This window comes from Rhizobium sp. IBUN (genome assembly GCF_000510625.1).
GTDB classification, from domain to species: domain Bacteria; phylum Pseudomonadota; class Alphaproteobacteria; order Rhizobiales; family Rhizobiaceae; genus Rhizobium; species Rhizobium altiplani.
The window spans coordinates 94642-112997 of record NZ_AZNV01000012.1 but is presented as its reverse complement, the minus strand read 5'-3'; the positions used below and the strand labels follow the sequence as shown (position 1 = coordinate 112997).

Genomic DNA, 18356 nt, shown 5'->3' with positions numbered 1-18356 from the left:
GGACAAACGCGAAATCAGCGACTCCGCCTGAGGTAGCGGACTCACCCGACAACGAAGCGGCCGCCTCTTGGGCGGCTGATACCGATACGACTCGTTACCACCACTTGGCGGGCGTGAACTTGCCTGCGGCCTGTTCGATCACATGCGCCGTCTTGAAGAGCGTTTCTTCATCGAACGGCTTGCCGATCAGCTGCAGACCGAGCGGCAGGCCGCCATGGTCCAGACCAGCAGGAACGGCGATACCCGGGAGGCCGGCCATGTTCACCGTCACCGTGAAGATGTCGTTCAGGTACATCTTGACCGGATCGGAGGCGAGATTCTCATCGGCGACGCCGAAGGCGGACGAGGGGGTTGCGGGCGTCAGGATCGCGTCGACGCCGGCGTTGAACGCCAGTTCGAAGTCGCGCTTGATCAGCGTGCGGACCTTCTGGGCCTTGATGTAATAGGCGTCATAGTAGCCGGCCGAGAGGACGTAGGTACCGATCATGATGCGGCGCTTGACTTCCTTGCCGAAGCCCGCTGCGCGCGTCTTTTCGTACATATCGACGATGTCCTTGCCATCGACGCGCAGGCCGTAGCGGACGCCGTCATAGCGGGCGAGGTTCGACGAGGCTTCGGCCGGGGCGACGATGTAGTAGGCCGGCAGGGCATATTTGGTGTGCGGCAGCGAGATGTTGACGATCTCGGCGCCGGCGTCTTTCAGCCAGGCAATTCCCTGCTGCCAGAGCGTCTCGATTTCCTCCGGCATGCCATCGACCCGGTACTCGTTCGGAATGCCGATCTTCATGCCCTTCAGCGACTGGCCGAGGGCTGCCTCATAGTCCGGAACCGGCAGATCGACGGAGGTCGTATCCTTTGGATCGACTGAGGCCATCGACTTCAGGAGGATTGCGGCATCGCGCACATCGCGCGCGATCGGGCCAGCCTGATCGAGCGACGACGCGAAGGCCACCGTGCCCCAGCGCGAGCAGCGGCCGTAGGTCGGCTTGATGCCGACCGTGCCGGTGAAGGCTGCGGGCTGGCGGATCGACCCGCCGGTATCGGTTGCCGTGGCGCCGGCGCAGAGGTGAGCTGCAACGGCTGCTGCCGAGCCGCCGGAGGATCCGCCGGGCACCAGCTGCTGGTTGGAGCCGGCCGAACGCCAGGGGTTGATCACTGCGCCGTAGTAGGAGGTCTCGTTGGAGGAGCCCATCGCGAACTCGTCCATGTTGAGTTTGCCGAGCATCACGGCACCGTCGTCCCACAGATTCTGGGTGACGGTCGACTCGTAATGCGGCTTGAAACCGTCGAGGATGTGGCTGCAGGCCTGCGTATGAATACCTTCGGTGGCGAACAGGTCCTTGATACCGAGCGGGATGCCTTCAAGCGCACCGCCCTTGCCGCTGGCAAGCCGCCCATCGGAGGCTTCGGCCATCTGTAGCGCCTTCTCCGGCGTAACCTTGACGTAGGCGTTGAGCTTGTCGTTGGCGGCCTCGATCGCCGAGATGTAGGCCTCGGTCAGTTCGGTCGCTTTGATCTCCTTGGCGCGCAGCTTCGTGCGGGCTTCGGCAATGGTCAGGCTGGTAAGTTCGCTCATGGTAGTTCGCTTCAAATCTGGAATGGCAACGGGTTCGGAAAGCGGCGAAAAGCCTTATTCGACGACCTTGGGTACCAGGAAGAAATTCTGATCGGTAACGGGCGCATTCGAGACGATGTCGGCGGCCTTGTTGCCTTCGGTAACTTCGTCCGTGCGCTTCTTCATCTTCATCGGCGTGACCGATGTCATTGCCTCGACGCCTTCGACATCGACTTCGGAGAGCTGCTCGACAAAACCGAGGATACCATTCAACTCGCCAACCATGCGGTTTGCCTCTTCCTCCGAAACGGCAATACGGGCAAGGCGCGCTACGCGCTTAACGGTGGCAAAGTCGACGGACATGACATTCTCCGGATAGGATTTTTCCTACCCGCTATAAAGGCCATGCCCGCCACGTGCAACGGGCATGGCCTTTGGATTGTGTAGAATTCCGCGACCGAAGTCGACGCGGTTCAGCGGACCTCGACTAGAGAGAAAGGCTTTCGCCCGGCGTCGGCGTTTTCACCGCCGTCTTCGATCCATCCATGCCGGAGACGAACTTCTCGGGCGTCTGGTCGATGATCGGGAACGTGCCGTAGTGGCAGGGTATGGCGGTCTTGAAGTTGAAGTAACGCTGGCAGGCGAGAGCGGCAACCGCGCCGCCCATGGTGAATCGGTCGCCAACCGGCACGAATCCGATATCCGGCTGGTGCAGTTCGTTGATCAGCGCCATGTCGGAGAAGATGTCGGTATCGCCCATGGCAAGAATAGAAGCCTCCTCGTCGAAATGCAGCATCAGGCCGTTGGCATTGCCGAGCGCATGAGAGACGCCGTCCTCGGTGATCTGCGCGGACGAATGCAGCGCATTGGTGAAAGTCGCCGAAAAACCGTCGAACGAGATCGTGCCGCCGGTGTTGCCCGCTTCGATCTTCGTCAGGCCCTTCGAACCTAGCCAGGCGGCGAGATCGGCATTGGCGAGAACGACCGCACCGGTTTCCTTGGCAAGCGCAACCGTGTCGCCGACATGGTCGCCGTGACCGTGCGTCAGAAGAATATGCGTGACGCCGCGGGCAACATCCTTTGCAGCCTGCCCCGCAAAGGACGGATTGTGCGTGAGGAACGGATCCAGCAAGATTTTTGCCCTTCCGATCTCGATGCGGAAAGCAGAGTGACCAAGCCAGGTGATCTTCATGAAATTCTCCTTTATTGCGGATGCAAAAGCCTGCTTTGCTCGTTATGGACATATCCGATGCCGCTACAAAGAAAAGCGGCACTGCTTCAAATTCTTTTGACGGGATGAAACGACGATGACGGTGCTGACGATCGAAGAACTGGCAACTGCGCTGCAGCCGGGACAGGCGATCGCGGGTCTCGATCTCGGCACGAAAACGATCGGGCTTTCGATGTCCGATCTCGGCCGGCGCTTTTCGACGCCGCGCCCTGTCATCAAGCGCGAGAAATTCACGATCGATGCGGCAACGTTGCTGGAATTTGCCGAGAAGGAGAAGGTCGCGGCCTTCGTCATCGGCCTGCCTGTCAACATGGACGGATCGGCCGGGCCGCGCGTGCAGGCAACACGCGCCTTCGTGCGCAACATGGAGCAGAAGACCGCCTTGCCCTTCGTCTACTGGGACGAGCGTCTGTCGACGGTCGCTGCCGAGCGCGCGCTACTGGAAATGGACGTATCGCGCAGGCAGCGTGCCGAGCGCATCGACTCGGCGGCGGCAAGCTTCATTCTTCAAGGAGCGCTCGACAGGCTTTCCTTGCTCGGCAGAGCGGCATGGGACGATTTCGATGCGTGACGGGCACGCCACCATGCGGTGATCGCCTTACGCCGGCGGAACCCAATGATTGCGAAAACGACAAGACTGTCGACGACGATCGCACGGGCGACCAGCGGCGGAATGGTTTCCGGAGGAATGCCGAGCACCTTCCCATAAATCTCGAAGGTCAGGTCATGGACTTGCCTGCTGAGCATGAAGATACCGAAATTCATGTCGTAGTAAGAGAGCCAGTACCATCCCGCCAGGAAGACAATGGGACCGGCCCAGAAGATCAGGAACCACTTCATGCGGTCGTCTCTCGTTCTTTTCGAATGGATAGTCCCTCGTAAGACACCGCCCATATCGACAACGCCATCGAACCCAGAACCAGCGCCGGTACGGCAATATCCAGCGCAAGCACAGCGAAAAACATCATCGCGGCAACAAGAAACGCGGCTCTCGCGATTTTGGTTCCCATGGTCCCAGACACCCAACATTTTGGACTGCCCAGCAACGTGACTTCTTAACCGCGAGCGCGCAACGTAAACCATTTGTTAAGGTTAACGCGCAACGGGACGCCTGTGGATGGCCGAACTCGCCTCAGCCGTAGACTCCGCGAACGATGCGCTTCAGGGCGGTCGCCGCCTTCTCCCAATCCTTCGGCGTTTTCAATGCGAGGCCCGCGCATTGATCGCTCGAGGACGCGGAAAGCACGAGATGCTGGATAGCTGCGATCAGAATAGCATTGACGGCCAGGACGTCCACGCCCTTCGGCGGCGTCAGCGATCCGCGCATGCGATCGATCCAGTTTGCCAAGGCCTTCGACCGCGCCTCCGAAAGCCGCCTCACCTGCTCGGTGTTTTCGGAAACTTCCCAGGCGACGATGCGGCGAACAAGCGGATCGTCTCGCAAGGCCTCGAGGAACAGCAGCGATAGCCGTTCCATCAGATCGCCGTAAGTCAGGAGGAACATGCCGCCGGTATCTTCGGGAATGCGATCCTTGACCCAGGTACCAAGATCCGCGCCGATCGCCTCCACCAGCCCGTTGAGGCCGCCATAGTAGCGGTAGATCAGCTGCTTGTCGCACCCCGCGCGGCGGGCAACGGCGTTGATGCCGAAATTCTGGAACCCCTCCTCCGCCAGGAGCGACTTGGCTGCCCTGAGGATCGCTTTCTCCGTCGCGCTTCGGTCGCGGATACGCTTTTCGGGTTCGACGACGACGCTGCCGACTACGGGCGCCAACACCATGGGATCATTGAGCATCAGGGATTCGGTCCGAATTGTCACTTTGCGGTGAGTAGCAACGCCGCTCGGACCCGGCAACGGACAGGCCGCTCAAAGATTGTGGACAGTTGCTATGGGTGCAAACAGATGAGCCGGTGTCACCGCTCAGCGACACAAGTGCTGTCCCCCCTAGAGTTTCTGCCCAAACCAGACGGTCCGGTCGGAAGGCTCCACCAGCGGTGGAGCGAGGCGGGCGAAACCGCGAGAGCCCCAGAATCGTACCGCACCATGATTGCTCGCGCTGGCTCCGAGGTGGACACCCTCCACGCCTGCCTCCAGCGCATCGGCAAGCCATCGATCGAGCAGCTTGGTGCCCATCCCCTGTCCCTCCAATCGCGGCAGGAGGTTCATGTGAATGTGGGCCGGAATGGATTCGACCAGCGCTGCAGGCGCATGCGCCGGGTGATGGATTGTGGCAATGCGCTTCTGATCCGCGTCCCAGCCGGCAGAATCGCCCTGCGGGTCGGCGTAAACCTTGCGAAGCGCCGGCCACCACTCGCGCTCAAGCCGCTCCTCGAAGGAACGCGTGTCGTGAACGCCGACGATATACCCGGCCACGCCCTCAGAATCTTCCGCCACTAAAGCGGTTTCCGGACTGAGCAAGACGTAAGGCGCAGCATAGATGTGTCCGATCAGCTTGCCGTCGCGATGCAATCTGGTCGCATCGCCGCCAGCATCGCCCGTCACCAGCGATATCAGCTAGATCTGCTCGAGATCATCGATGCGGACGGGACGCAGCGCTGTCATCAGCTTGCCGGCGGATAAAGAAGATCGACGATGTAGCTGGCGTCGAAACGTGAATCCAGCATGCCATAGGTCGAGCGCCAGCCGCCCGCGAGGCGGGTCTCGATGAAGGCATCGGCGATCCGCCCCGCCCCAAGGCGATAAAGCTCGGCGGCGCCGGCGGCGAGCGCCAACTGCTCGACCAGGAGGCGCGCAGCGCCCTCGTCGCGCTCGCAGAGCGCCATGGCGGCGCGCAGCACATCAATCGTCTTCTTGCCGGCCGGGCCGAGATCGCGCGCGAGCCCGGTAAACACCGTCTCGAAGAGATCCTTGCCGCGGTTCAGAATGCGCAGCACGTCGAGCGCCATGACGTTGCCCGAGCCCTCCCAGATCGCATTGACCGGCGCTTCGCGATAATGACGAGCGATCGGGCGCTCCTCAATGTAGCCGCTGCCGCCGATGCACTCCATCGCCTCGTAGATCAATGGCGGCGCGATCTTGCAGCACCAGTATTTCGCAACCGGCGTCATGACACGCGCGTAGGCTGCTTCTTCAGCGCTGCCGCGCGCCTTGTCGAACGCATCGGCAAGGCGGAAGGACAGCGCTGTCGCCGCCGCCACATCGAGCGCCATATCGGCCAAGACGCGCGTCATGATCGGCTGGCTGACCAGCATCTTGCCGAAGACGCTGCGCCCACGGGTGTGGTGCACGGCTTCAGCCAGCGAGGCGCGCATAATGCCCGAGGAGGCCAGCGCGCAGTCGAGCCGCGTCAGTGTCACCATGTCGAGAATAGTGCGGATACCGCCATCCGGCGTACCGAGCAGAAAGCCGAACGTATCGCTGAATTCAACTTCCGACGAAGCATTGGAGCGGTTGCCGACCTTGTCCTTCAGACGCTGGAAGTGCAGGCCGTTTGCCGAGCCATCTTCCAGCAGACGTGGAACGAGGAAGCATCCCATTCCATCCTTCGTCTGCGCCAGCATCACGAAGGCGTCGCTCATCGGCGCCGACATGAACCACTTGTGACCGGACAGACGGTAAATGCCTTCGCTGACCTTTTCCGCCGTCGTCGTGTTGGCGCGGACGTCAGTGCCGCCCTGCTTCTCGGTCATGCCCATGCCGATGGTCACGGCGGACTTCTGCATGGCCGGCTTGTTGGTGGAATCATATTTGCGCGACAGGATCTTCGGCGCCCAGTCCTTCTGCACGGCCGGCGAAGCCGACAGCGCCGCGACGGACGCACTCGTCATCGTCAGCGGGCACAGGTGACCGGATTCCAGCTGTGCGGTCAGGTAGAAGCGCGCTGCCCTGACCTTGTGCGCCTGGTTCTTCGCCTCGGTGTCCGCCTGCGGATCCCAGACCGACGAGTGGAGTCCCGATGCCATCGAACGGCGCATCAGCGCGTGCCACGCCGGGTGGAATTCGACGACATCGAGCCGCTCGCCGCGCGGACCGTGCGTGCGCAGCTGCGGCGTGCCCTGATTCGCCATGCGCGCCAGCTCCTGCGCTTCCGGCGAGGTCACGTACCGCCCCATATTGTCGAGGTCGTCGCGGATCCCACGCGGCAACGTGCCGGTCAGATCGACGATCAGCGGATCGGACCTGTAGGCATTGATGCCGGACCAAAGGCTCGGCTGGTTGAGTTCGGCAAGTTTCTCTTCGGCAGGCGTCATGAATCGCTTCTAGTGTAAGAGGCAGGCAAAGGGAAACCGGAAGTTATAATTTCCCTACCTCTGCAATAGTTGAATTCGGGTAAAATTGCAGGGGGAGACGGGCCTTTGCCCACAGCGCAAGCTTGCCGCCGCCCGGCTCACTCTTTATAGACCCCGCAGACGACAGCAAAGAGGCAGGTTCATGGTCTTCTTTCCCCACCGCCACCTCATCGGTATCAAAGGGCTCACCGAGCAGGATATCACCTTTCTCCTCGACAAGGCCGACGAGGCCGTCAAGATCAGTCGGCAGAGAGAGAAGAAAACCTCGACGCTGCGGGGCCTGACACAGATCAACCTGTTCTTCGAAGCTTCGACGCGCACCCAATCTTCCTTCGAGCTCGCCGGAAAGCGCCTCGGCGCCGACGTGATGAATATGTCCGTCGGCAATTCTTCGGTGAAGAAGGGCGAGACGCTGATCGATACGGCGATGACGCTGAACGCGATGCGGCCCGATGTGCTTGTCATCCGCCATTCGAGCGCTGGTGCCGCCGCCTTGCTCGCGCAGAAGGTTTCCTGCTCGGTGGTCAACGCCGGCGACGGCCAGCACGAGCATCCGACCCAGGCGCTTCTCGACGCGCTGACAATCCGCCGCGCCAAAGGCAAGCTGTCGCGCATCATCGTCGCGATCTGCGGCGACGTCCTGCATTCGCGCGTGGCGCGCTCGAACATCCTTTTGCTGAATGCCATGGGCGCACGAGTGCGAGTTGTCGCGCCGGCAACGCTACTGCCGGCTGGCATCGCCGACATGGGCGTCGAGGTCTTCCATTCCATGAAGGAGGGCCTGAAGGACGCTGACGTGGTGATGATGCTGCGCCTGCAACGCGAGCGCATGTCCGGCGCCTTCGTGCCGTCGGTTCGCGAATACTATCACTTCTATGGGCTCGACGCGGAGACCCTCAAGGCGGCGAAGGAAGATGCCCTCGTCATGCATCCCGGCCCGATGAACCGTGGCGTCGAGATCTCCTCCGAGGTTGCGGACGGACCGCAGAGCGTGATTGCAGAACAGGTGGAAATGGGGGTCGCGGTGCGCATGGCAGTGATGGAGACGCTGCTGGTCTCGCAAAATCAGGGTCCGCGTACCGAAGGAGCCGGCGCATGAAGAACTCGATCGTCCTCAAGAACGTTCGTATCATCGACCCCTCGCGCAATCTCGATGAAGTCGGCACGATCATTGTCAAGGATGGCATGATCGTGGCAGCCGGCGCGGATGCGCAGAACCAAGGAGCGCCCGCTGGCGCCGACGTGCGCGATTGCACCGGTCTCGTCGCCACCCCAGGCTTGGTGGATGCCCGCGTCCATATCGGTGAACCCGGCGCCGAACATCGCGAGACAATGGCATCGGCGAGCCGTGCGGCGGCAGCCGGCGGCATCACTTCGATCATCATGATGCCGGATACCGATCCTGTCATCGACGACATCGCGCTGGTCGAGTTCGTCAAGAAGACGGCGAAGGACAAGGCGCTGGTCCACGTCTATCCGGCAGCGGCGATCACCAAGCATCTTGCCGGCGAGGAAATGACCGAGATCGGCCTGCTGATGGAAGCGGGCGCAGTCGCGTTCACCGACGGCCGCTCGAGTGTCCACGACACGCAGGTCCTGCGCCGGGTGATGACCTATGCGCGCGAATTCGGCGCGGTGATATCCTGCGAGACCCGCGACAAATATCTCGGCGCCACCGGTGTCATGCATGAGGGACTGTTTGCCAGTTGGCTCGGTCTCGGCGGCATCCCGAAGGAAGCGGAACTGATCCCGCTCGAGCGCGACCTGCGCATCGCCAAGCTGACGCGCGGCAACTACCACGCCGCGATGATCTCCGTGCCGGAATCGGTCGAGGCGATTGAGCTTGCCCGGAGCCGCGGTGCGACCGTGACCTGCGGCATCTCGATCAACAATCTCTCCCTCAACGAGAACGACATCGGCGAGTACCGCACCTTCTTCAAGCTCTACCCGCCGCTGCGATCCGAAGATGATCGCGTCGCGATGGTGGATGCGCTGGCGCGCGGCGCGATCGATATCATCGTCTCCTCGCATGATCCGCAGGATGTCGACACAAAGCGCCTACCGTTCGGCGAAGCGGCTGATGGCGCCATCGGCCTTGAAACGATGCTTGCTGCGGCACTCCGCCTGCATCACAGCGGCCAGGTCAGCCTGATGCGCCTCATCGATGCCATGTCGACGCGGCCGGCGCAGATCTTCGGCCTCGAGGCGGGCACGCTGAAGCCGGGCGCGAAGGCAGATATTACGCTGATCGACCTCGATGACCCTTGGCTTGTTTCGAAGGACATGCTTCTTTCCCGCTCGAAGAATACGCCGTTCGAAGACGCGCGCTTCAGCGGACGCGCTGTAGCGACCTATGTCGCCGGACAGTGCGTGCATAGCATATAAAAAGACCACCGGAGGGGAACATGGTCTCGGATCTTATGACCTGGCAGATCACGCTGCCGATCGCGCTCGTGGCTGCCGCCATCGGCTACTTGCTCGGCTCCATTCCTTTCGGCCTGATCCTGACGAAGGCAGCCGGGCTCGGTGACGTCCGCAGCATCGGATCCGGCAATATCGGCGCGACCAATGTGCTCAGAACCGGCAACAAGAAGCTTGCAGCCGCAACGCTTCTTCTCGATGCTCTGAAGGCGTCTGCAGCAGCCTGGATCGTCGGCTATTTTTTGGGCAGCGAGGCGGCGCTGATCGCCGGCTTCTTTGCCTTTATCGGTCACCTCTTCCCGGTCTGGATCGGCTTCAAGGGTGGCAAGGGTGTTGCCACCTATATCGGAACACTGCTCGGCGTTGCGCCGATCATGGTTCTCGTCTTCGCCGCGGTCTGGCTGGCCGTCGCCTTCACGACCCGGTACTCATCGCTTTCAGCACTGGTTGCAATGCTTGTTATTCCGGTTGCATTGTGGATACTGGGCGCCGAGAAGGTTGCAGCTGTTATGGCCATCATGACTATTGTCTCCTACTGGAAGCACAAGGCCAATATCTCCCGCCTGATGAGCGGGACGGAAACCAAGATCGGGGCGAAGGGATAGGATGGACGCTCTCAGCGCAAGGCCGCAGGGAATTGCGCTGACGGAACGCCAACGCATCGCGTGGCTGCGTCTCATTCGCTCGGACAATGTCGGGCCTGCGACCTTTCGCGATCTCGTCAATCACTTCGGATCCGCCGAGACGGCGCTGGCCGCCCTGCCCGAGCTTTCTGCACGCGGCGGCGCCACGCGCTCCATCCGGATAGCGACGGAGAGCGAAGCGCATAAGGAGTTGGAGGCCGCGCGCCGCTTCGGCGCCCGCTTTGTTGGCATCGGCGAGCCAGAATACCCACAGGCGTTGAAGCAAGTCGACGGTGCGCCGCCGCTGCTTGCCGTCAAAGGCAATCTCGCCGTCTCTTCGCAGCCTGGCGTCGGTATCGTCGGCTCCCGCAATGCCTCCATCAGCGGCGCCAAGTTCGCCGCCACTCGCCGCAACTCAGCCAGCATCTGCATGATGAACGCGATGTTCTCTTGCGAGCCGGATCGTCCGGTATCTTTCTTTGCGAACTTGGCCGCCATGGGATAATCTCTGAGGAAAGAGAAACGCCGCCTTTCGGCTAGCCCGAACCACACTCCAAAAACGATACCTAAATTATCCTAAATTGCAATGCATTCGCTATCTCGCATTGGTTGCATCGCGTTGTAATACGCAAAAATGAGGTCAGACCACTTGACCGAAACGATTTCCCTGTCCATGTCGAAGAGCCGGTTATCCTGGCACGGCAGGGATTCCATCTGCTTATCCACCGGCTTGGCACGTTTTTTTAGAGAATCATGATGAATGTTGTAGTGGTAGAATCGCCCGCCAAGGCAAAGACGATCAACAAGTATCTGGGCTCCGGATACAAGGTGCTCGCCTCCTTCGGCCATGTCCGCGATCTGCCTGCCAAGGACGGCTCGGTCCTTCCCGACCAGGATTTCGAGATGCTGTGGGAGGTCGACGGCGCGTCTGCCAAGCGACTGAAGGACATCGCCGACGCTGTGAAGTCATCCGACAGCCTATTCCTCGCAACCGACCCGGATCGCGAGGGTGAAGCGATTTCCTGGCACGTCCTCGACATGCTGAACAAGAAGCGCGTCCTGAACGGCAAGACCGTGAAGCGGGTCGTTTTCAATGCGATCACGAAGAAGGCCGTGCTCGACGCCATGGCCGACCCGCGTGACATCGACGTTCCGCTGGTTGATGCGTATCTCGCTCGCCGTGCCCTCGACTATCTCGTCGGTTTCAATCTGTCGCCGGTTCTCTGGCGCAAGCTCCCCGGCGCGCGTTCGGCCGGCCGCGTACAGTCAGTGGCGCTGCGCCTGGTCTGCGATCGCGAATCCGAAATCGAACGCTTCCTCTCTGAAGAGTACTGGAACCTTTCGGCTCTCCTGAAAACGCCGCGAGGCGACGAGTTTGAAGCGAAACTGGTTGCGGCTGATGGCAGGCGGTTGCAGCCTCGCGCGATCGGAAACGGCGAAGAAGCCGGCAAGCTCAAGGCACTTCTGGAAGGCGCGACCTATGTCGTCGACACGGTCGAGGCGAAGCCGGTCAAGCGCAACCCGGGACCACCCTTCACAACCTCCACGCTGCAGCAGGCAGCGTCCTCGAAACTTGGCTTTTCGGCGTCGCGGACGATGCAGATCGCCCAGAAGCTCTACGAGGGTGTTGATATTGGTGGCGAAACAGTTGGTCTGATCACCTACATGCGTACGGACGGCGTCCAGATGGCGCCCGAAGCCATCGACGCGGCACGCAAGGCCATCGTCGACCAATTCGGCCAGCGTTACATGCCCGAGAAGGCGCGCTTCTATTCGACCAAGGCAAAGAACGCACAGGAAGCGCACGAAGCGATCCGCCCGACTGATTTCAATCGGTCGCCCGACCGCGTGCGGCAGTACCTGGATGCCGACCAGTTGAGGCTTTACGACCTCGTCTGGAAGCGGGGCATTGCGAGCCAGATGGCATCGGCTGAGATCGAACGCACGACGGCTGAAATCACCGCCGACAACAAAGGTGAGAAAGCTGGGCTGCGCGCTGTCGGCTCGGTGATCCGTTTCGACGGCTTCATCGCCGCCTATACCGACCAGAAGGAAGATGGCGAACAGAGCGACGACGGTGACGAGGATGGTCGCCTGCCCGAGATCAACGCTCGTGAGAACCTTGCGAAGCAGAAGATCAATTCGACTCAGCACTTCACTGAGCCGCCACCGCGCTACTCCGAGGCAACGCTGATCAAGAAGATGGAAGAGCTCGGCATCGGGCGTCCGTCGACTTACGCGGCGACGCTGGCGACCTTGCGTGACCGCGAATACGTCACCATCGACAAGCGCAAACTGATCCCGCAGGCCAAGGGCCGGCTGGTGACGGCCTTCCTCGAAAGCTTCTTCACCAAGTACGTCGAATACGATTTTACGGCAGATCTTGAAGAGAAGCTCGACCGGATCTCGGCCGGGGAGCTGAACTGGAAGCAGGTCCTGCGCGATTTCTGGAAGGACTTCTTCTCCCAGATCGAGGATACGAAGGAACTTCGTGTCACCAACGTCCTCGATTCGCTCAACGAGGCACTGGCGCCACTTGTATTCCCGAAACGAGAAGACGGCGGTGATCCGCGCATCTGTCAAGTTTGCGGCACCGGCAATCTTTCGCTGAAGCTTGGAAAATACGGCGCCTTCGTTGGCTGCTCGAACTATCCCGAATGCAACTATACCCGCCAGCTTTCGTCAGAAGGCGGTTCGGAGGCCGAAGGCGTTGCGCTGAACGAGCCTAAGAATCTCGGTTCCGATCCGGTGACTGGCGAAGAACTGACCCTGCGTTCAGGACGCTTCGGCCCCTACATCCAGCGTGGCGAAGGCAAGGAAGCCAAGCGTTCTTCCCTGCCGAAGGGCTGGAAGCCTGAGGACATCGATTACGAAAAGGCGATGGCGCTGATTTCGTTGCCACGCGACATCGGCAAGCACCCGGAAACCGGCAAGATGATTTCTTCCGGCATCGGCCGTTATGGGCCGTTCCTGCTGCATGATGGAGGCTACGCCAACCTTGAAAGCGTCGAAGACGTGTTCTCGATCGGCCTCAACCGCGCTGTCACCGTGATCGCCGAGAAGGCGAGCAAGGCGCCGGGTGGGCGGACGGCGGCGGCAGCTCTGAAAGAGCTCGGCGACCATCCCGACGGCGGCGCAATCACGGTTCGCGACGGCAAGTACGGCCCCTATGTGAACTGGGGCAAGGTCAATGCGACGCTGCCGAAGGGCACCGATCCGCAGGCCCTGACTGTCGAGGAAGCGCTGGCGCTGATCGCCGCCAAGGCGGGCAAGGCACCGGCTTCGAAGAGTAAGGCAAAACCGAAGGCGAAGGCCGCTGCGGCTGAAACCAAGACGACCAAGACCGCGGCCAAGCCGAAGACGGCGAAGACCAAGGCGCCGGCAAAGACGAAAAAGAGCAAAGAGTGAGCAAAATCCCGCGGGAAAGAATGAAGGGCATGGGCAAGCGTTCCGGCAAGATTGGACGCGCCAGCCAACAACCCGCAGCCGAACCGCTGAACATCGCTCACGGAGCCCTGCCTTCCCGCGACGTGATCCTGCGCTTCATCGCCGATCATCCGCAGAAGGCCTCGAAGCGCGAACTCGCGAAGGCCTTTGGGCTGAAAGGCGACAGCCGGGTCGAGCTGAAACACCTCCTGCGCGAACTGGAGCAGGAAGGCATGCTGCAGAAGACGCGCAAGTCGCTGATCCGGCCGGGCGCACTGCCGCCTGTCACCGTGCTCGACATCACGACGCGCGACAAGGATGGCGAACTGATCGGCCGCCCGGCGGAGTGGCCTGACGATCAGGGCGTTGCACCTGCTGTCGCTATTCGCCAGTCGACCTCGCCTGCCGGGCGCAACGGCAAGGGCAAGGCGCCGGTTGCCGGCATGGGCGATCGCATCCTGGCGAAGATCTTTCCGGCCGCCGACCGTGGTGGGCCGGCCTACACGGCGCGAATCATCAAGATTTTGGACAAGCGCCGCGGTGCGCTGCTCGGGGTCTTCAAGGATGCGCCGGGAGGAGCCGGCCGTCTGCTTCCGATCGACCGACGCGGCGAGGAAATGGTGATCGACCCTGACTACAAGGGCGAGGCCAAGGACGGCGATCTGGTCGAAGTCGAGGTCGCTCGCCTTGGGCGCTTCGGCCTGGCACGCGCCAAGGTCCTGTCGATTGTCGGTTCGGTCGCATCCGAGAAGGCGATCTCGATGATCGCCATCCATGCTCACGGAATCCCTTATATATTCCCGCCTGCTGTGGTCGCCGAAGCCGACGATGCCAAACCTGCGACGATGTCGCATCGCGAAGATTGGCGAGATGTCCCGCTGATCACCATCGACCCGGCGGATGCGAAAGACCATGACGACGCCGTCTATGCGGAGACTGACCCTTCGCCCGACAATCCGGACGGCGTTATCGTTACGGTCGCCATCGCCGACGTCTCCTATTACGTCCGCCCGAGCTCGCCACTCGACCGCGAAGCTCTGAAGCGCGGCAACTCGGTCTACTTCCCCGACCGGGTCGTGCCGATGCTGCCGGAGCGCATCTCGAACGATCTCTGCTCGCTGAGAGAAGGTCAGGACCGGCCGGCGCTTGCCGTTCGCATGGTGTTTTCGAAGGAGGGCCGCAAAATCGGCCACACCTTCCACCGTGTCATGATGAAGAGCGCTGCAAAGCTCTCCTATCAGCAGGCGCAGGCGGCCATCGATGGCAAGCCGGATGACAAGACGGGACCGCTTCTGGAACCAATCTTGAAGCCGTTGTGGAATGCCTACAGGATCATGACGCGCGGCCGCGAGCGCCGGCAGCCGCTTGAACTCGACATGCCGGAACGCAAGATCCTGCTGAAGCCTGACGGCACCGTGGATCGCGTCTTCGTGCCGCCGCGCCTCGATGCACACAAGCTGATCGAGGAAATGATGATCCAGGCCAACGTCTCGGCCGCCGAGACGCTGGAGAAGAAGCGGCAAGTCCTGATCTACCGTATCCATGACGGGCCGACGCTCGCCAAGCAGGAAGTGCTGCGCGAGTTCCTGGCAACGCTTGGCATATCGCTTGCCAAGGGCGGCAACATGCGCGCCAACAATTTCAACATGATCCTCGCCAAGGCAGACGACACGCCGCACCAGACGATGGTCAACGAGATGGTGCTGCGTTCTCAGAGCCAGGCTATCTACAGCCCCGAGAATATCGGGCATTTCGGCCTGAACCTCATGAAATACGCGCACTTCACCTCGCCCATCCGGCGCTATGCGGACCTGATCGTGCATCGGGCGCTGGTCGGTTCGCTCGGCTTCGGTGAAGGCGGGATCACGCCCGACGAAGAGGCCGCGCTCGACGACATCGCCGCCGAGATCTCAACCTTCGAGCGCCGCGCGATGGCGGCCGAGCGCGAAACGGTGGATCGCCTGATTGCGCATCATCTTGCAGGCCGCGTCGGCGAGGAATTCGAAGGACGCGTATCAGGTGTGGCGAAATCGGGACTATTTGTCACTCTCCCGGACTATGGAGCAGACGGCTTCGTTCCTATATCTACGCTCGGAACGGACTACTTCATCTATGATGAGGCGCACCAGGCGCTGTCTGGCGAAAAGACCGGGCTCGGATATCGCCTCGGCGACAGTGTCACGGTCAAGCTTGCAGAAGCCATTCCGCTTGCCGGTGCGCTACGCTTCGAGATGATCAGCGAAGGGCGAAAAATGCCCACAGCTGTACGTTCGTTCCACAAGGCGGGCCGGCGGGACGCAAGCCGGGCACGCAAGAAGGCCGGGACTAGGCCGCCAAGAGGGCGGCGATAGGCGTGTAGGGCGCCGCGAAAGGAAACGAACGATGACGACCACCTCGAGCGACCAGACGATCCGTTACGGAAGCAATGAGGAGGCGGAACGTCCGCTCGGCCGCTCTATCAAGCGCGGCATGATGAACACCTGCCCCGCATGCGCCAGCGGCAAACTCTTCAAAAGCTTCCTGAAGCCGGTGGACAATTGTGCCGCCTGTGGCGAGGCCATGTACCATCATCGCTCGGACGACCTACCGCCTTACCTTGCAATCGTGGTGATCGGCCATGTCATCATCGGCGGCTACATGGCAACGGATCTTGTTTGGCCAATGCCCCTCTGGCTGACCTTCGCGATCTGGACACCCATCACATTGATTGCCACGCTTTTGATCATCCAGCCGATCAAGGGCGGTGTCATCGGTCTGCAATGGGCGTTGAAGATGCACGGCTTCGGTGGACAAACCGACGATCATGACGCCTACGAGATACCGGGCCGCAAGCGCTAGGACATTTCTGCCTTCACCTTGACGACACAATTGACGTGTAGTGGCAGCCCCAACGGCGCTGCGGTTCCGCGGGGCGAAATCTCATGTGTATTCGGTAAGCTTCTTTGACTATACGACTTCAAGATCATCCAGGTTATTGCCGCCAGCGCATTTCATCTTGTAAAGCACAGCCGTCACTTGGATTTGGTACGCCTGTGCCTTTCTATGGTGCGTCGCGGTGAGCGATTCTGTGCAGCAGGTCTCTAAGGATGCGTATATGTCTCAGCCGCGAACCGGCACAACACCAGGCGATGTCGAAGAAATTCACTGGCCTTCACTGGTGGCAGCCATTTCGTCCATCTCCGCTGTCGGCATAGCAATCGGCCTGGGACTCCCGCTTCTCAGCATCATTCTCGAAAAGCGCGGCATTCCATCGACACTGATCGGACTGAATACGGCGATGGCCGGAGTTGCCGCCATGGCGGCTGCGCCGATCACCACGAAACTGGCGCACAAATATGGCGTCGCCCCGACGATGATCTGGGCCGTCGTGATTTCAGCGATCAGCGCACTCGGCTTCTACTATGCCCAGGACTTCTGGATGTGGTTTCCGCTGCGGTTCGCTTTTCACGGCGCGACGACGACGCTGTTCGTCCTATCGGAATTCTGGATCAATGCCGCCTCGCCGCCCTCCAAGCGCGGCTTCGTGCTCGGCATCTATGCAACCGTCCTTTCGCTCGGTTTTGCAGGCGGGCCGCTGCTCTTTTCGATTCTCGGCAGCGAGGGCGTGCTTCCATTCGCGGTCGGCGCTGGTGCCGTCTTGTTGGCCGCCATTCCCATCTACATCGCACGCTACGAAAGCCCGGTTCTCGAGGAGAAGCCTGAACTTCATTTCATGCGCTACGTCTTCCTTGTGCCCACCGCAACGGCCGCCGTCTTCATTTTCGGGGCCGTCGAAGCCGGCGGTTTGGCACTGTTCCCGATCTATGCGGTGCGCGCCTCCTTTACGGAATCTCAGGCCGCGCTGCTGCTGACGGTGATGGGAATCGGCAACGTGATCTTCCAGATCCCGGTTGGGCTGCTCTCGGACCGCATGAAGGACAAGCGCCCGCTGCTGGCCGCGATGGCCTTCATGGGCCTGATAGGCTCCCTGATGCTGCCGGTTCTCGTGCACAGCTGGATTCTGATGGCGACCGTACTTCTGTTCTGGGGCGGCTGTGTCGCGGGCCTTTATACGGTGGGACTCAGTCACCTCGGCTCTCGCCTGACCGGCTCGGACCTCGCAGCAGCCAATGCGGCCTTTGTATTCTGTTACGCGGTTGGCACTGTGGCCGGGCCGCAGGTTATCGGCGCCGCCATCGACGTTGCCGGCAACAATGGTTTTGCCTGGGCGATCGCCGGATTCTTCGGGCTTTATGCCCTGCTTTCCTCGATCAGGCTGCTTTTCCTCCGAAAGCGGGCTTGACTTTTCGGGCGGGATTCGTAGTTTCGCGCCAGAATTTGCCGTGGAGCCTATCCGGCCTGCCACGGCTTTCATTTTATTAAAGGCAGGACGACCATGGCCAAGGCTACCACAATCAAGATCAAGCTGCTGTCGACGGCCGACACCGGTTTCTTCTACGTCACGACGAAGAACAGCCGTACGATGACCGACAAGATGACGAAGACCAAGTACGACCCGATTGCTAAGAAGCACGTCGAGTTTAAGGAAACCAAGATCAAGTAATCGCTTGATCTGACGTTTTTCGAAGAGGCGCGCGCCCATGGGCTGCGCGCCTTTTTGTTTGCCGGCTCTGCCGTCTGGTCTCAGGCCTGAAAACAGAAACGCCGTCCTTCCTAGAATGCGGAAAGGACGGCGTTTTCCTGAAAGGGGGTCGACCAGCAAGCAACGCGGCACGAGGAACCGCTTATTGTTGCAAACCAGCCGACCGACCCCACGACCCAGGAGATGCGGCGGACCTGAGCATCATGGGGTACCTCGGACTCCTCACGGGAGTACTTATCTCTTATGGCCGATAATTTGCTCGAAAAT

At 61.0% G+C, this 18356-nt stretch carries 17 protein-coding genes and 1 pseudogene; 10 read left to right on the top strand and 8 right to left on the bottom strand.

The genetic code is table 11. The features are described 5' to 3' along the window. Positions 1-94: 94 nt before the first annotated feature. The 3 genes from gatA to RHIBUN_RS0113685 form a co-directional block, all read right to left on the bottom strand. A complete protein-coding gene (gatA, locus tag RHIBUN_RS0113695) occupies positions 95-1576 on the bottom strand; it encodes an Asp-tRNA(Asn)/Glu-tRNA(Gln) amidotransferase subunit GatA (RefSeq protein WP_018857012.1) in 1482 nt (493 codons plus the stop codon). A gap of 54 nt (positions 1577-1630) precedes the next feature. Continuing rightward, positions 1631-1918, bottom strand: a complete 288-nt coding sequence (gene gatC, locus RHIBUN_RS0113690) for an Asp-tRNA(Asn)/Glu-tRNA(Gln) amidotransferase subunit GatC (RefSeq protein WP_018857013.1) — start codon at positions 1916-1918, stop codon at positions 1631-1633. A 124-nt stretch (positions 1919-2042) separates the two neighbouring features. Further along, positions 2043-2747 carry a metal-dependent hydrolase gene (locus RHIBUN_RS0113685; protein WP_025659977.1) on the bottom strand — a complete coding sequence of 235 codons (705 nt, stop codon included), beginning with the start codon at positions 2745-2747 and terminating at the stop codon, positions 2043-2045. Positions 2748-2862: 115 nt separating this feature from the next. On the opposite strand from RHIBUN_RS0113685, the gene ruvX reads away from it, so the two are divergent. Continuing rightward, the gene (gene ruvX, locus RHIBUN_RS0113680) at positions 2863-3357 is read left to right on the top strand and encodes a Holliday junction resolvase RuvX (protein ID WP_025659976.1); all 495 of its coding nucleotides are present in this window, start codon (positions 2863-2865) and stop codon (positions 3355-3357) included. Here the strand turns inward: ruvX and RHIBUN_RS0113675 are convergent. From RHIBUN_RS0113675 to RHIBUN_RS0113655, 5 genes are all read right to left on the bottom strand, one after another. After that, positions 3294-3626: a DUF6105 family protein gene (locus tag RHIBUN_RS0113675; RefSeq protein ID WP_018857016.1), complete on the bottom strand. Its 333-nt coding sequence runs from the start codon at positions 3624-3626 to the stop codon at positions 3294-3296. The genes ruvX and RHIBUN_RS0113675 overlap by 64 nt on opposite strands. Further along, positions 3623-3796 carry a hypothetical protein gene (locus RHIBUN_RS36825; RefSeq protein ID WP_025659975.1) on the bottom strand — a complete coding sequence of 58 codons (174 nt, stop codon included), beginning with the start codon at positions 3794-3796 and terminating at the stop codon, positions 3623-3625. Before RHIBUN_RS36825 ends, RHIBUN_RS0113675 begins: the two co-directional genes overlap by 4 nt. A 122-nt stretch (positions 3797-3918) precedes the next feature. Continuing rightward, positions 3919-4581, bottom strand: coding sequence for a TetR/AcrR family transcriptional regulator (locus RHIBUN_RS0113665; RefSeq protein WP_025659974.1), 663 nt, complete (start codon positions 4579-4581; stop codon positions 3919-3921). 150 nt (positions 4582-4731) lie between these two features. After that, a complete protein-coding gene (locus RHIBUN_RS33430; RefSeq protein ID WP_245271665.1) occupies positions 4732-5301 on the bottom strand; it encodes a GNAT family N-acetyltransferase in 570 nt (189 codons plus the stop codon). A gap of 47 nt (positions 5302-5348) precedes the next feature. Next, positions 5349-6998, bottom strand: a complete 1650-nt coding sequence (locus tag RHIBUN_RS0113655) for an acyl-CoA dehydrogenase family protein (RefSeq protein WP_025659973.1) — start codon at positions 6996-6998, stop codon at positions 5349-5351. 181 nt (positions 6999-7179) lie between these two features. Here RHIBUN_RS0113655 and RHIBUN_RS0113650 point away from each other — a divergent pair, with 181 nt between their 5' ends. From RHIBUN_RS0113650 to rpmG, 9 genes and pseudogenes are all read left to right on the top strand, one after another. Then, positions 7180-8136, top strand: a complete 957-nt coding sequence (locus RHIBUN_RS0113650) for an aspartate carbamoyltransferase catalytic subunit (RefSeq protein WP_018857021.1) — start codon at positions 7180-7182, stop codon at positions 8134-8136. Then, a complete protein-coding gene (locus RHIBUN_RS0113645) occupies positions 8133-9422 on the top strand; it encodes a dihydroorotase (RefSeq protein WP_018857022.1) in 1290 nt (429 codons plus the stop codon). The genes RHIBUN_RS0113650 and RHIBUN_RS0113645 overlap by 4 nt, the downstream gene beginning before the upstream one ends. A gap of 20 nt (positions 9423-9442) precedes the next feature. After that, positions 9443-10063, top strand: a complete 621-nt coding sequence (gene plsY, locus RHIBUN_RS0113640; RefSeq protein ID WP_025659972.1) for a glycerol-3-phosphate 1-O-acyltransferase PlsY — start codon at positions 9443-9445, stop codon at positions 10061-10063. Between the two features lies 1 nt (position 10064). Then, a pseudogene (locus RHIBUN_RS33425) lies at positions 10065-10484 on the top strand (DNA-processing protein DprA); the annotation flags it as partial. A gap of 353 nt (positions 10485-10837) precedes the next feature. Then, positions 10838-13489: a type I DNA topoisomerase gene (gene topA, locus RHIBUN_RS33420; RefSeq protein ID WP_037215870.1), complete on the top strand. Its 2652-nt coding sequence runs from the start codon at positions 10838-10840 to the stop codon at positions 13487-13489. Continuing rightward, positions 13486-15858: a ribonuclease R gene (rnr, locus tag RHIBUN_RS0113625; protein ID WP_025659971.1), complete on the top strand. Its 2373-nt coding sequence runs from the start codon at positions 13486-13488 to the stop codon at positions 15856-15858. Before topA ends, rnr begins: the two co-directional genes overlap by 4 nt. Before the next feature lie 31 nt (positions 15859-15889). Then, entirely contained in the window at positions 15890-16345 is a 456-nt protein-coding gene (locus RHIBUN_RS0113620) for a DUF983 domain-containing protein (RefSeq protein ID WP_025659970.1), read from the top strand. Between the two features lie 256 nt (positions 16346-16601). Further along, positions 16602-17789 carry an MFS transporter gene (locus RHIBUN_RS0113615; protein ID WP_025659969.1) on the top strand — a complete coding sequence of 396 codons (1188 nt, stop codon included), beginning with the start codon at positions 16602-16604 and terminating at the stop codon, positions 17787-17789. A gap of 93 nt (positions 17790-17882) precedes the next feature. Further along, positions 17883-18050, top strand: a complete 168-nt coding sequence (gene rpmG, locus RHIBUN_RS0113610; RefSeq protein WP_003587245.1) for a 50S ribosomal protein L33 — start codon at positions 17883-17885, stop codon at positions 18048-18050. The last annotated feature ends 306 nt before the right edge of the window (positions 18051-18356 follow it).

Bases quoted from the DNA above. Each gene is read 5' to 3' on its own strand.
- gatA (WP_018857012.1), bottom strand. From the start codon at position 1,576: ATGAGCGAACTTACCAGCCTGACCATTGCCGAAGCCCGCACGAAGCTG.
- gatC (WP_018857013.1), bottom strand. From the start codon at position 1,918: ATGTCCGTCGACTTTGCCACCGTTAAGCGCGTAGCGCGCCTTGCCCGT.
- RHIBUN_RS0113685 (WP_025659977.1), bottom strand. From the start codon at position 2,747: ATGAAGATCACCTGGCTTGGTCACTCTGCTTTCCGCATCGAGATCGGA.
- ruvX (WP_025659976.1), top strand. From the start codon at position 2,863: ATGACGGTGCTGACGATCGAAGAACTGGCAACTGCGCTGCAGCCGGGA.
- RHIBUN_RS0113675 (WP_018857016.1), bottom strand. From the start codon at position 3,626: ATGAAGTGGTTCCTGATCTTCTGGGCCGGTCCCATTGTCTTCCTGGCG.
- RHIBUN_RS36825 (WP_025659975.1), bottom strand. From the start codon at position 3,796: ATGGGAACCAAAATCGCGAGAGCCGCGTTTCTTGTTGCCGCGATGATG.
- RHIBUN_RS0113665 (WP_025659974.1), bottom strand. From the start codon at position 4,581: ATGCTCAATGATCCCATGGTGTTGGCGCCCGTAGTCGGCAGCGTCGTC.
- RHIBUN_RS0113655 (WP_025659973.1), bottom strand. From the start codon at position 6,998: ATGACGCCTGCCGAAGAGAAACTTGCCGAACTCAACCAGCCGAGCCTT.
- RHIBUN_RS0113650 (WP_018857021.1), top strand. From the start codon at position 7,180: ATGGTCTTCTTTCCCCACCGCCACCTCATCGGTATCAAAGGGCTCACC.
- RHIBUN_RS0113645 (WP_018857022.1), top strand. From the start codon at position 8,133: ATGAAGAACTCGATCGTCCTCAAGAACGTTCGTATCATCGACCCCTCG.
- plsY (WP_025659972.1), top strand. From the start codon at position 9,443: ATGGTCTCGGATCTTATGACCTGGCAGATCACGCTGCCGATCGCGCTC.
- topA (WP_037215870.1), top strand. From the start codon at position 10,838: ATGAATGTTGTAGTGGTAGAATCGCCCGCCAAGGCAAAGACGATCAAC.
- RHIBUN_RS0113620 (WP_025659970.1), top strand. From the start codon at position 15,890: ATGACGACCACCTCGAGCGACCAGACGATCCGTTACGGAAGCAATGAG.
- RHIBUN_RS0113615 (WP_025659969.1), top strand. From the start codon at position 16,602: ATGTCTCAGCCGCGAACCGGCACAACACCAGGCGATGTCGAAGAAATT.
- rpmG (WP_003587245.1), top strand. From the start codon at position 17,883: ATGGCCAAGGCTACCACAATCAAGATCAAGCTGCTGTCGACGGCCGAC.